Origin of the sequence: Thalassotalea nanhaiensis (assembly GCF_031583575.1) — a bacterium.
GTDB lineage: Bacteria > Pseudomonadota > Gammaproteobacteria > Enterobacterales > Alteromonadaceae > Thalassotalea_A > Thalassotalea_A nanhaiensis.
This window is the reverse complement of the sequence record NZ_CP134146.1, coordinates 2,254,878-2,267,906: the sequence shown is the minus strand read 5'-3', so window position 1 is coordinate 2,267,906 and position 13,029 is coordinate 2,254,878. Positions and strand designations below refer to the sequence as shown.

At 37.7% G+C, this 13,029-nt stretch carries 11 protein-coding genes and 1 pseudogene; 10 read left to right on the top strand and 2 right to left on the bottom strand.

Annotated elements, in window-relative coordinates:
• Positions 1–9 precede the first annotated feature (9 nt).
• Positions 10–273, bottom strand: a pseudogene (locus RI845_RS09950) (DUF1214 domain-containing protein); the annotation flags it as partial.
• Positions 274–322: 49 nt separating this feature from the next.
• Positions 323–1,252, bottom strand: coding sequence for a LysR family transcriptional regulator (locus RI845_RS09945; protein WP_348386026.1), 930 nt, complete (start codon positions 1,250–1,252; stop codon positions 323–325).
• Positions 1,253–1,546: 294 nt separating this feature from the next.
• Here RI845_RS09945 and RI845_RS09940 point away from each other — a divergent pair, with 294 nt between their 5' ends.
• The 10 genes from RI845_RS09940 (at position 1,547) to RI845_RS09895 (ending at position 12,964) form a co-directional block, all read left to right on the top strand.
• Complete coding sequence (locus RI845_RS09940) at positions 1,547–2,605, top strand: DUF1214 domain-containing protein (protein WP_348386025.1); 1,059 nt, start codon at positions 1,547–1,549, stop codon at positions 2,603–2,605.
• Between the two features lie 295 nt (positions 2,606–2,900).
• Positions 2,901–3,302: a DUF2059 domain-containing protein gene (locus tag RI845_RS09935; RefSeq protein ID WP_348386024.1), complete on the top strand. Its 402-nt coding sequence runs from the start codon at positions 2,901–2,903 to the stop codon at positions 3,300–3,302.
• A gap of 125 nt (positions 3,303–3,427) precedes the next feature.
• A complete protein-coding gene (locus tag RI845_RS09930; protein ID WP_348386023.1) occupies positions 3,428–3,766 on the top strand; it encodes a hypothetical protein in 339 nt (112 codons plus the stop codon).
• A 575-nt stretch (positions 3,767–4,341) separates the two neighbouring features.
• On the top strand, positions 4,342–4,806 hold the full coding sequence (locus RI845_RS09925) for a phasin family protein (protein WP_348386022.1): 465 nt from the start codon (positions 4,342–4,344) through the stop codon (positions 4,804–4,806).
• 454 nt (positions 4,807–5,260) lie between these two features.
• Positions 5,261–5,725 (top strand): hypothetical protein, encoded by a 465-nt coding sequence (locus RI845_RS09920; protein WP_348386021.1) that lies wholly within the window; start codon positions 5,261–5,263, stop codon positions 5,723–5,725.
• A 204-nt stretch (positions 5,726–5,929) separates the two neighbouring features.
• Entirely contained in the window at positions 5,930–7,339 is a 1,410-nt protein-coding gene (locus tag RI845_RS09915) for a wax ester/triacylglycerol synthase domain-containing protein (RefSeq protein ID WP_348386020.1), read from the top strand.
• Between the two features lie 2 nt (positions 7,340–7,341).
• On the top strand, positions 7,342–8,160 hold the full coding sequence (locus tag RI845_RS09910) for an alpha/beta fold hydrolase (RefSeq protein ID WP_348386019.1): 819 nt from the start codon (positions 7,342–7,344) through the stop codon (positions 8,158–8,160).
• A gap of 49 nt (positions 8,161–8,209) precedes the next feature.
• Positions 8,210–9,433, top strand: coding sequence for an alpha/beta hydrolase family protein (locus RI845_RS09905; protein ID WP_348386018.1), 1,224 nt, complete (start codon positions 8,210–8,212; stop codon positions 9,431–9,433).
• 377 nt (positions 9,434–9,810) lie between these two features.
• On the top strand, positions 9,811–11,505 hold the full coding sequence (locus RI845_RS09900; RefSeq protein WP_348386017.1) for a DUF1302 domain-containing protein: 1,695 nt from the start codon (positions 9,811–9,813) through the stop codon (positions 11,503–11,505).
• An 85-nt stretch (positions 11,506–11,590) separates the two neighbouring features.
• Positions 11,591–12,964 (top strand): DUF1329 domain-containing protein, encoded by a 1,374-nt coding sequence (locus tag RI845_RS09895; RefSeq protein WP_348386016.1) that lies wholly within the window; start codon positions 11,591–11,593, stop codon positions 12,962–12,964.
• Positions 12,965–13,029 lie beyond the last annotated feature (65 nt).

Here is a 13,029-nt window from a genome sequence, read left to right as displayed (position 1 = left end):
AAATTTAGATTAGTTCTTTTCAATATCTGGCAATATCCACTCACCCTTAACCACTGATTGTTCAGGAGAATAGAAACGGAAATACGGGAACCATGAACGGCCAGCTTCAGTTTGTATCCAGTTACTTTCCATACCTTTAGGTGCTTTAGGGCCAAAATATAAATCAATAGAACCATCTTTGTTTACTTTCAGATCATGGCGCGATGATAGATCGGCTTTTTCTGTGCTATTTTGGATGATTGTTCGAGTATTGGTTTCATAGGCTGTGATTGACCAGAATGTTTTTAGCTGGAGCCTCTTCCAGTTTCGAAGCTAGCCTATCCTAGAAAAAACTTAAATGAGTGAGTAGTTTTTCTTTAAACCAATTATGAGCAGGACTATTTTTTGTTCGTTCATGTTGTAGCAATACAAATTCTATCGAATTTTCTATCGAGTCTTCAAACATGAATATAGGTTCAAATTGTTGAGAGAATTCTGCCACCTTTGTCAGGTAACTCATGCCAATAAATATTGCATCACTTTGCTTTAAAATATCAGTCAGTACTTTCATTTGGCTACTTTTGAAGTTTGACTTAGGTTTAACATTATTTCTATTGAGTAAACTGTCGACTGGACTCTGAATACGGTCATCGCTTTCCACGATCAAATTTAATAAATCAAACTTCATACAGTCTTGCAAAGAAACCTTGTCTTTTCGAAGTAATGGGTGGTTTTTACGTACATAGATAACCGGATAGGCATAACCTATAGGGGTTGAGATAAAAGTTGGGTGGTAGTCTTTGGCAACATGAATTGCAAAGTCTAGCGTGGCCGACTCTAATAAAGCACATGGGTTGGAGCTAGCTGGGTACTCTGTCCAGTTAACATAAGGAGACTCTTTAGATAGTTGTAGGAATAATGCTGGCAACATTGACTGTCCCAAGATTGAGGGAAGAGATATTACAAATGAATCTTCACATAATTTGGGGTCAAAGCTATTACTCGCTAATATTGGATCTAACGAGTTTAAAAATATTGGTAGGTGCTTTTCAATTTGTAGTGCTCTAGGCGTAGGCACTAACCCTGTTGATGAACGAGAGAATAATGGGTCATCGAACAGCTCTCTAAGCCTATGTAACATTCTGCTCATAGCTGATTGGGTTACAAACAAAGTTTGTGCTGCTTTAGTGACATTTTTCTCTTTTAGGAGGATGCTTAATGAAATTAATAAATTTAAATCAATTCTTGAAAGTCTTTGTTCTTGTAGATTCATAGCGAGAAAATCCTAATTAATAAATTCCAAATATAGTCTTTAGAGCTTACGGTTAAAGTAGTATACCAAATAATCATACTGAGAATGAAAACTTGTCATTTGAATTCATTTTAGGTTGGCCTTAACATTACTGCAACTTAATTGAGTTTACCCTTAAAGGCGCATTTAGTGCTTAACATAAACTTTTATACTTATTAAGCGTAAATAACTTTTCTACATTCTTAATAGCATGTTGATGCCAAGATTTGCAGCAAGTATAAGTTGTCCTTAACCTTTAATTTTTAAAGAGATATTATGAAAACATTAATATTTACAGCCGCACTAACAATGGCATTTACAGCACAAGCTGCAGTAGCAGCAGAAACAACTTCACTTGATGCTTTCTTTGCCAAAGATGGCATTGTAACAACAGAAGCGAACTACCCTACATTAGAAACATCTCGCCAGTTACTTAAGTACCAAGATGCAGTTGGTGTAAATAAGCTTTACCACATCCGTGATTTGGCTAATGTTAAAACGCAAGTAGCAGTACGTACTAACCAAGATACTTACTACTCATTCACAACCATTAATGTAGAAAACAGTGCTACGCTTACACTGCCAAAAGTAGCAGAGGGTATGTATATATCAGCTCAGGTAATCACAGAAGATCACCAGATTAAACCTATGGTTTTTGGCTCAGGTATGCACCTAATTAGTGGGGCTAACATTAAAGATACACATGTTGTTGTCGTTGTTCGTCTTGATGCACGCATCCCTAAAAAAGAAGCTAACGCTATCCAAGACCAAATGTACATCACTTCTAAAAGCGATGCTGAGTATGTTAGTCCTGTTGTGAATAAAGAAATATTTCACCAAGTAGAAGTCGACCTTAAAACTCAATTCCTAGCAATGCTTAAAGCAGAGGGAGCTGACGCACTAACAGGTATGTTTACTTCTCTTCAAGATGGTTCAAAAGAGATGAGAACGGATCAGAAGTACTCTGTAGGTGCAGCTGTAGGCTGGGGTGGAGCTCAGTTTATCGACAACATCTATGAAATATCACCTAACTACGCGATGACTTGTCACCAAGCAACATTTGAAGACCCACAGAACAAACAGTTTTGGTCAGTAACAGTTTACGATAAAGCAGGTTTTATGTTTGAAGATAAAGCTAAAATTAGTTCTCACACAGTAAAGCCCAATGGTGATGGTACAATTACTTTAAGTTTTGGTTGTGGTGCTGATGCTATCAACAATCTTAAAGTAAAGAACGATACAGGTGTTTTCTCTTTAACTTTTCGTCACTATAGCCCGTCTCAAAAAGTAATGGACGGATACCGTTTAGTACCTCTAGTAAAGCTAGTTAAGTAAATCTAAAAACATTATATGAGGTACTGTTGAGTACTGAGATAACCATTCAAAGCCCCTCGTAGATATTTAGAGGGGCTTTCTTATATCTCGATATTCTATTTATTAGTTAATAACTGTAAGCAGACAGTGACTTTTATTGGCTCAAAGCTACCTGTGAGCAACTTGAATAATTTGTAAACTTACAAGACATGATGTTATTGTTATTACAGACGTTTTTAGTGGTCGTGACCGACTGCTAAGAGCGAACAAGAGTCGTACAGCAACACCAAATTTTTAATTAAAGAGTTTCAACATCATGGATGGATTGATAAAACTGTTTCTACCTTTCTTATTTGCCTTTAGCTTCAGTGTTCATGCGACATCAGACGCTCCAACATTAAAAACTGTAAGTACCTTGCTTGAGATAACAAACGCCGATGATTATTACGTCGGGGTTTTTCAAGCTATGGTAAAAGAACACGCAGTTGAGATGACAACGGGCGAAGCAATGAAGACAGATATGGTATCAAAAGATATTATTGCTAAAGAGTTATTGCCGATATATCAAAAATATTACACTGAAAAAGAGCTACTAGAACTAATAACTTTTCTAAACAGCCCCTTGGGTAAGAAAATGGCTCAAGCTGACCGCAATATCATGAACGATGCTTTTGGTGCTGCCGATGAATTTGGTAAGAAAGTGTCATCAACCAAGTAGCTCTGATTTTACTCTGGGTAAGTTTGCAACATCAAGATTTATAACGTAAATTAATCAAAAGCCTATGACGGCTATGAGCGATAAACAGCCGTTAAAAATAAAGAATATATTAGGAACCTAAGTGAATGGAAAAGGATGTTAAGCGATTTTTATTGGCTTTCTTCGTTGGTGGAATTTTCGCAGTTATTACACTATTCGCTTTAATTTTTGCATTTACTTCCGCAGCATCAACTCCGATTGATTTAACGTCAACCATAGTATCTAGTCTTGTATTGGTTGCTAGCTCCCTAATTACCGTGTGGGCTACAGGTTTTTGGGGACGATGGGGAATGATATTGTTTTTTGTTACTGCACCTGTCGTTCTGATAATCGACTCTTCAATAAACCCGCTGTTTCCAAGTGGCACTATATTGTTTGCATCACTTTGTTACGGGTTTAAACGGCGGAACAACAAAACACAATAGTTGACCGTCTCTGAATGGCACTTTTGAGACGTTCAATAGATCTTGAAACAAGTTCCGAAAGTTGAACTTTTTATACCCACAATTCGCTTAATGAGGTCCCCGATGTCGCTTGAGCTCCTCGAGGATGACGGCGTATTTTCTCTACTTCTGTTTCTGGCACAAAGCAGGCCAATTAAAGATCCTGAAACAAGTTCAGGAAGTCGAAACTTTTATAGCCACGATACGCTTAATGAGGTCCCCGATGTCGCTTTGGCTCGACAATTGCTCCTGCATTGTTCTAACTACGTGCATCCATGCACTAGTCCTCGAGGATGACGGCGTAATTTCTTTACTTCTGCTAATGGCACAAACCAGAGCCTTTGCGGCCTAGTTATTCGTTCCTGCCCATATGCATTCATCTATTGTGATTTTGTCCGAGTTTAATTATTTTTAATTAATTATTCGTTTAGTTACTTTACTCTAACTATTAACTTTAATATTCACTCAATGCTTTAGAACGCATTACAAATGTTGTTCCCCAACCAACATTGTTATTAACGTAAATTAAATTAAAATAGAATATTAAGGAAATCATTATGATTTTAGACTTTTTCAAAACAAACGAATTAACTGCAATTGGCCGTCAAGTATTAAACGCTAACAAAGAGATTGTTAACACTGTACTTTCAACTAGCCAAGATATCGTTAAAAAAGGTATGGATTACAACCGCTCTGTAATTCAAGCAGGTGCTGGTGCAATAACAAGTTCACGTGAAGAAGCTAACCGTTTCGTTGAACAAGTTATCGAGCAAACAGATAAAGTTGAAGAGCGCGCTCTAGAAGTACTAGACACTTCATCTGAGAAAACATCTGCACGCGTTAGCGAAGCATTTGACCGTGTAGGTAACCCTGCTGAAGTTTTAGGTGGCGCTGTTGAAGATTCAGTATTGAATTCAGTTGAGTCAATCACTAAACCAACGGTTGACCTTTTAAAGAACACTTCAGAGCAACTTATTGAAGTACCAAATAAATTAATGAAAACTGCTGCAAGTTCTAAGTAATTTATTGAAAATTCAAACTGCCGCACAATGCGGCAGTTTCTTTGTTTTAAAGTAATCAGTTTTCTTTTCTGAAAACAGTTCTAATGTCCTTGTCGGGATTGTTCTCATTTCCTAAGTAACCAACTCATGTTGGACGACAAAAGTCACACTCCGAAACCAGGTTATCTACTAATTCTTTGCCAGCTATCTAATAAACTTGGCATGAGCATACTCAGTTAAGTCATAAAGCATAATTTTACCTCTGTGTTTACATTATACCTCCGGCAAATAAACATGATTTAACTGAAACAATCTCATTTTTTAAATGTTTTAAAATTAATAATCTGTTTAGTTACTTTACTCTAATTATTACCTCTACTATTCACTCAACGCTTAAGAAAAGCATATCAACTGTTGTTCCCCAACTAACATTGTTATGAATTCAAATACAAACAAAATAAATAGGAAATAAATTATGATTTTAGATTTTTTTAAAACAAACGAATTAACTGCAATTGGCCGTCAAGTATTAAACGCTAACAAAGAGATTGTTAACACTGTACTTTCAACTAGCCAAGATATCGTTAAAAAAGGTATTGATTACAACCGCTCTGTAATTCAAACCGGTGCTGGTGCATTAACAAGTTCACGTGAAGAAGCTAACCGTTTCGTTGAACAAGTTATCGAGCAAACAGGTAAAGTTGAAGAGCGTGCTCTAGAAGTACTTGATACTTCATCTGAAAAAACATCTGCACGCGTTAGCGAAGCATTTGACCGTGTAGGTAACCCTGCAGAAGTTCTAGGTGGCGCTGTTGAAGATTCAGTTTTAAATTCAGTTGAATCTATTGCTAACCCAACTGTTGAACTTTTAAAGAGCACTTCAGAGCAACTAATTGAAGTACCTAATAAATTAATTAAAACTGCTGCAAGTTCTAAGTAATTTATTGAATAGTTAAGCTGCCGTTATTTACGGCAGCTTTATTATTTTAATAACGGTATTTTTAAAATATCGTTATTAAAATAATAAAAATGCTTCGTCGTAGTAATTTTCATAGTTTGGAAAATTTTCAACTAATTATCCGTAATTCATTTATGACTTTAACGATGGTGTCGCTCTTGCAATTTTCATCTTTAAGGAATAAATATGGCACTTGTTAATTTATCTGATTTACCTCTACTTAATTTAGATTCCGAAAACAATCGAGTAGATACCTTCGTAACTATTTATGATCAACAGGACTTAAAAGCTGGTCCTGTTCGATTTAAGCAAATCTTAAACCGCATTAGCGCTAGATTAAGACTTTATCCAAAGTACCATCAAGTTCAAAGTAATTCGCTGATCCCATTTGGCTCAAAAGATTGGCTAGTCGATGACACATTTGATCCTGAATTTCATATACGACATGTTGCGTTACCTCAGCCAGGTGATTGGAGACAGTTTTGTATTTTAGTAGCCAGAATGCATGCTCGTCCTATTGATGAAACACGACCTTTGTGGGAAATAAATGTTATAGAGGGATTAAATGATGTTCCTTTTCCTGGCTCTGGTCACTTCGCCTTAGTATGTAAAATTCATCATGAGCTTATGAGTGCAAGTGAAAAGCAAGGTCTGATATGGGCAATACATGATGCGTTAAACGAAGATGACGTAAGAGCAGAAATCAACAGAACGGTCGAACCGGTGAGTGTACTGGCGCCGTTAAATTCTCTGCTAAAAATGAATATTGATCGAATGATCCGTCCATTAGCTGAGCCTATAAATACATCGGTCGAGTTAACCAGAGGTCTAGTTTCAGCGATCCTACCTAATGTTAAATTTTTCTCCAATGCAGTGTTTTGCAAAAACAACGTCCCGTATACACGTTTTAATACAGACATTTCAAGTTTCAGGGTCTGGGATAGTTGCTCATTTAGTCAGGATAAATTTCAACGTTTAAAAGATAAATATCCGCAATTTTCAACTAAAGATTTGCTCGTTACTATCATCGGTGGTGCGTTAAAACTTTATTTACAAGACAAAAAAGAACTGACTAATCACAGTTTGAAAATATTGATGCCTCGTATTGAAAAAGAGCAGCAATCAACTGACTTACATCTAAGCTATTACGTTCATGACTTATTTACTTCTACAGAAAATACCAAAGCTCGATTAGAAAGCGTGGCAATGTTTGATACTACTGCTGAAGAAAATATTGAATCAACACCATTGTCTGAGCATTTGTCAGGTTTTCAGAAAATGTCAAAGGCTAATGATGTCTTACACAATATACAAACAACAAAAGCCGCAAGTAATCCATTAGCTAATACCGCTTTAATCGACATGGGTTCTAATCACGAGTCTATGAGTTTTTTTAAAGCACCTATGGTGTATTTTTCGGGACTTCCACAAATTACCAATGGTCTAGGCTTAATCCATATGATGAGTTATACCGATGATAAAGTTAACTTAGCGTTTACTTCATGTCGTGAGATGTTACCCGACCCATCATTTTACAGCGAATGCATTGACGCAAGCTTTAACGAACTTTTTGATATTTTTAACTCAGGTTTATAATTATGTATAAAAAACTATTTAATGTCTTTGCCGCAGATTCGACCCCTAGTTATTTCCAAACCCTGACAGAAGTCCCTAGAGCATTGACTGAAACGATTAACCTTGGCTTATCAAGCCCTTACTTGCTTAATTTACCAAAAGGCGATGGACATCCGGTGATCGTAATTCCCGGATTTACGGTAAGTGATTCAGAAACCTACTTGTTAAGACAATTTTTAACGTCAAGAAACTATAAAGTCCACGGTTTAAATATGGGCCGTAATGTTGGTCCTATGGCAGGGATAGAAAAAAGACTCGCGCAAAGAGTTAAAAGCTTATCTGAAACCTATGGTGAAAAAGTGTCTTTAGTTGGCTGGAGTTTAGGTGGATTGTTTGCACGTTATGTCGCGCATCAAGTAAGTGATCATATTCGAACTGTTGTTAGTTTAGGTAGCCCAATTGGCGTAAATCGAGTATTTCAGGGGACTTCTCCTATTATTGAACTACTCGGTAAAGCTGTTGTGTCGTCTAATTTCATCGATATAGTCGATGATGAAAGTTTAGATTACTGGAATCGTACACCTCCAGTGCCTACTACAGCGATATATTCAAAAGCAGATGGTGCGGTGCATTGGAAAATTGCAATTGATCCACTTGAACATGAGCAAACTGAGAATATTCAAGTATTCGGTAGCCATGCAGGTATGACTCATAACCCGATGATTTTTAATATTTTAGCCGACCGATTATCTCAAGCCGAAGGGCAGTGGCAACCGTTTGAATATCGTGGCATAGCAAAAATGATGAATAACGCCTTAATGCCCGTAGAAAATTTTCTCTAAATTGAGTTATAGCCTTTATTTAATTAGTTGATAAACGGACGTTAATTGTATGAGCACAAAAATATTAAAAAACCCACGTATCTCTCGAAGTGTTCATGCAACGCAACCTTCAATTATGCCCGAACAGCCTTGGTGGAATAACCTTAGTGTTAATTTCAATTACTTTTCAGATCATTTAATACTGGATAAGAAAACCAAAAATATCGTCGACGCCACAGCATTTTTAGATATTGGTGCCAGATCATTGGCGGCCACATTGCTGGCAACTCGAACATTGCCAACAACGTTTAATAAAACACAAATGTATAAAGATATTAGTGAAGGCGATATATACCGAGAACTGGCAGACTTACATGATGCAAAACAAGTCTTTGTAACACCTCCTGTTGTTAATGTGAGTGAAAAGCAAGTGAGTGCAGGTCATAACGCTCCCTTAACAGCAATTTGCACTAAATTGTCGTTTAAAAGCGTTTACGAACCCATAAATCCTGAAATTTGTCAGCGCTATCTAGATAATCAAGAAAACTTTATCGCTCAAGCCCAATACTGGCGTCATGATAAGAACGAGGCACGGCCAACGATTTGTTTCATCCATGGCTTTATGGTTGACTCATATAATATCAACAGCAGTATGCTAAAAATGAAAGACTTTTTTAATAAAGGCTACGATATTTTATTCTATACATTACCTCATCATGGCCCACGTCAATCCGATAAATCACCGCATAGTGGTAGTGCATACTTTTCTGGTGGTTTAGCTTGGTTGAATGAAACGGTGTTACATGCAATTTTCGACTTTAGAACATTTATTAACTACCTAGAGCAGCAGGGCGCTGATCAATATGGAGTAACGGGCATAAGCCTTGGTGGTTATACTACTGCGCTTTTAGCTTGTGTTGAAGACAGGCTTGCATTTGCTATTCCTAATGTGCCCGTTTCATGTATCGCTGACTTGTTTATGCTATGGAATCCTGCAAATAAAATGTTAAAAAAGTCATTGAGGTTAAGCGGTACAACGCTACAGCAAATGCGCCATACCATTGCGGTTCATAGTCCGCTAACCTATAAGCCGGTAATCCCTAAAAATCGTTTAATGATAATAGCCGGAGCCGGAGATCGTTGTGCGCCTCCTAATCAGGCTAGAATATTATGGGATCATTGGCAAAGACCAGATATACATTGGTTTCATGGTAATCATGTGTTGCATCTTGGCCAACAATTATACTTGGATGATATGGAACGTTTTTTTGACAGCATCGGGTTTACTGTCTGAACTTAACTGTTTGAATTTTCCTGTCTGAACTTTCCTGTCACTTAAATTTATTAATAACGTTTAAATTATAAATTAAGAGCTTCTCCCTCTATAAAATTCTAGTTCCATTTTTTACATCTAACGTCCTGTTTTTCTGCAATTTTGTTGTTAACAAACTCATTATTATTATTTACATAAATGTAACAAACACAGTGCCTGCAGGCATTATTTGATCATTAATTGGTGCGGTTTTGTTCTATGCCGTATTTAAGTACCCCATTTGATTATTTTAAGGTTCTAAATGGTCATAACAAACCATTAACAGCCTAGGTAGGATCTAAATCAACAACAATAAAAGAAAAAATAAACAGAGTTTATTCAAACCTAGGGAGACGTAAATGATTAATGAAGTACATTTGCACAATCAAAAAGTTTTTAAACCTAAGTCGTTAACTACGGCAATAAAAACTGTGCTAATTGGCGCTTTAGTTGCTAGTTCTGGCCAAGTTCAAGCGGCTAATTTTGATCTTGATAATGGCGTAAGTATCGATCTTGATACACAAATAAGCTATGCCGCACAATGGCGCATGGAAAAACAGGATAAAACCTTATTAGATCCAGCTGCTAATGGTTTATTAGCATTCAATGGTGAAGATGGTAACTTGGCTTTCGATAAAAATGATATGACGCAAAATCGTCTTTCATTTTCTAGCGATTTAGATATTGCCTTTGATAATGATTCATTTTCTGGCGGTGTTTTTGTTCGTGCCCGTGGTTGGTATGACGATGCTTATTCTGGTGATACCGCTTCAACAGTTAATCCAAGCTGTAACCGAGATGATTGTTCAACGTTCGATAACAATGATGGCATTGAAGATTATCACAAAAGTCGAGTTGAAATTCTTGATGCATTTGTATACAGCAACTTCAGCATTGGTGAACAAGATGCCAGTTTACGCATCGGCCATCAAGTTGTTAGTTGGGGCGAAAGTTTAGCGCTAAACGGTGGCGTTTCATTAGCTCAAGGACCAATTGATGCATCTAAAACAAATATTCCCGGTGTAGAACTAAAAGAAATATTTATGCCTGTTGGTCAAGTGTATCTTGAGACTGGTTTGACTGAGAACATTGCTTTTGGTGCTTACTACCAATATGACTGGGAACGTACCCGTATAGATGCTCCCGGTACATTCTTTGGTGTTGATATTGTAGGTGAAGGTGCAGACGACGGTAAGTTGGTTGTTCCAGTTCCTGGCGTTGGATTAGTTCCTGCTATTGATGTAGATAGATCAGAAGAGCCGGACGGTGGTTCTTACGGTGTAGCTTTACGTTATTTAACGGATGAAGGTACAGAATATGGTGTCTATGTATTGAATTATGACGACACATTACCAACCTTCGAACTATTAGCTCCAACAGGTCCGTTACTGCTTAAATCTTTTGAAGATATTGATTTGTACGGGGCAAGCTTTGGTACCGTAATTGGTGACACCAACGTGAGTGGTGAAATCACTTATCGTGATGGACAACCTGTACAGTTGAATGTACCTGGTGCTTATGTGTTTGCTCCAGCGCAAACGGTTCAAGCACAAATTTCATGGGCTCATATTTTTGCTTCGAACGCTTTTGCTGACAGCATCACTTTCCTAGGTGAAGTTGGTTACAACGAAGTTGTAGATATTGACTCAACATTTGAAACAGAAACGCTAGGAAAAATCCCAGCTATGGCTTTAGGCGTTGATGTTAATGATAAAAAATCAGCATTAGATAACGATGTAAGTGGCGCTGGTTACTTCATGAAAGTTACGGCTGATTACTTTTCAGTACTACCTGCTGTTGATGCCAAGTTAAGTGTGTCGATTAAGCATGATTTTGATGGAACGTCTTCTGTTCCGTTTACATTCACTGAAGGCGTGATGAACGTAGGTGTTGGCGCTGATTTTACCTACCAAGGTGTTTACCAGTTTGGTATTAAATACGCAGCGTTTCTAACCGACCCTGAAGAAATTGTAGATGACGGTAAATCATTAGAGTTAGCTCATCAATTTGCTGACCGTGACAACATTTCAATGTACGTAAAGTACAGTTTTTAAGCCTGATTTAATTCTAAAAATTAACTTAATTGATTCTGTTGACTCGCAATACAAGTCAACAGTATCAATTTAAAAAGGAAAGATTATGAAATTTAATAAAACAGTAGTCGCGTTAATTGCGACAACTTGCGCACTATATACAACGAGTGCAGTGTCTAAAATAAGCGCAGCAGATGCGGCTAAATTAGGTAGTGAGCTAACGCCTGTTGGCGCCGAGCGTGCAGCCAATGCTGATGGCAGCATTCCAGAGTGGACTGGGGGCATGACAACTGCACCTGAAGCTTACAAAGGGGAAGGTACAACTCGTATCGACCCATTTGCTGATGAAAAACCATTATTTACTATTGATGCCAGTAATTACAAGCAATATGAAGCGAAACTAAGTGCTGGACAAAAGCAGTTATTTGCTAAGCACCCAGACACGTTTAAAATGCCAATTTATGCTACACATCGTACGGCAGCCGCACCACAGTGGGTTTATGATAAAACAAAGTCTAATGCTCTAAACGCTGAAACTACCGCCGGTGGTGATGGCGTAGCAAATGCCTTTGGTGGTTATCCTTTTCCTGTACCTAAAAATGGTCACGAAGCAATTTGGAACCATTCTTTACGTTGGACCGGACAGGGCAGTAATAAGAAATACAAAAACTTAACTGTATATGGCAACGGTAGCAGCACGCTTGGTCAAGGTGAAATTTGGGAAAGCTTTCCATATTACAATCCAGAAAGCAGTGTTGAAGATTATAACGGCAACATCCAACAAATTTTAGTTCAATACAGCTTACCTGTACGCCGTAAAGGTGAAGTTATTTTGGTTCGAGATCCTGTAAATGCTGCAGAAGACCCTCGTCAAGCATGGCAGTATATTCCTGGTCAACGTCGAGTTCGTCGCGCACCAACTATTGCCTTTGATACGCCTAATACACAGTTTGCCGGACAAGCTACGTTTGATGATTCATTCATGTTTAATGGTTCAACAGAACGTTACAACTGGGAATTAAAAGGCAAACAGGAAATGTACATCTCGTACAACAATAATGCTCTTTTTGTTGAAGCTGAGAAAGGCGATGATGCAGTAAAACAAATTGCTACTCCATATCATCCAAACCCTGAGTTTGCTCGTTGGGAATTACACCGAGTATGGGTAGTTGAAGCAACATTGAAAGAAGACAAACGCCATGTATATGCAAAACGTACCTTCTACATTGATGAAGATACTTGGATGATTGCGTCTACTGATATATATGATGGTCGTGGAAACTTATGGCGCGCAGGTTTTGCAAACTTCTTGAATGCTTATGACGTTCCATTAACTGCCGTTCGTGCAACTTGGCACACAGACTTTCAAAATGGCAATTACGCGTTTAATGAACTTGATTATGTTCCTGTAAAATTTTACCAAGGTGAAAAAGATAAGTTTTTCACACCAGGTCAGGTTCGTAAACTTAGCAAGCGTTAATCTAACTCCCCGTTAAACATGCAAGCCGGATTCTACTTTACGGCTTGCATTAATCCTCCTTTAAG

Excerpts from the sequence above, each read along its gene's own strand:
- RI845_RS09945 (WP_348386026.1), bottom strand. The coding sequence starts at position 1,252 with ATGAATCTACAAGAACAAAGACTTTCAAGAATTGATTTAAATTTATTA.
- RI845_RS09940 (WP_348386025.1), top strand. The coding sequence starts at position 1,547 with ATGAAAACATTAATATTTACAGCCGCACTAACAATGGCATTTACAGCA.
- RI845_RS09935 (WP_348386024.1), top strand. The coding sequence starts at position 2,901 with ATGGATGGATTGATAAAACTGTTTCTACCTTTCTTATTTGCCTTTAGC.
- RI845_RS09930 (WP_348386023.1), top strand. The coding sequence starts at position 3,428 with ATGGAAAAGGATGTTAAGCGATTTTTATTGGCTTTCTTCGTTGGTGGA.
- RI845_RS09925 (WP_348386022.1), top strand. The coding sequence starts at position 4,342 with ATGATTTTAGACTTTTTCAAAACAAACGAATTAACTGCAATTGGCCGT.
- RI845_RS09920 (WP_348386021.1), top strand. The coding sequence starts at position 5,261 with ATGATTTTAGATTTTTTTAAAACAAACGAATTAACTGCAATTGGCCGT.
- RI845_RS09915 (WP_348386020.1), top strand. The coding sequence starts at position 5,930 with ATGGCACTTGTTAATTTATCTGATTTACCTCTACTTAATTTAGATTCC.
- RI845_RS09910 (WP_348386019.1), top strand. The coding sequence starts at position 7,342 with ATGTATAAAAAACTATTTAATGTCTTTGCCGCAGATTCGACCCCTAGT.
- RI845_RS09905 (WP_348386018.1), top strand. The coding sequence starts at position 8,210 with ATGAGCACAAAAATATTAAAAAACCCACGTATCTCTCGAAGTGTTCAT.
- RI845_RS09900 (WP_348386017.1), top strand. The coding sequence starts at position 9,811 with ATGATTAATGAAGTACATTTGCACAATCAAAAAGTTTTTAAACCTAAG.
- RI845_RS09895 (WP_348386016.1), top strand. The coding sequence starts at position 11,591 with ATGAAATTTAATAAAACAGTAGTCGCGTTAATTGCGACAACTTGCGCA.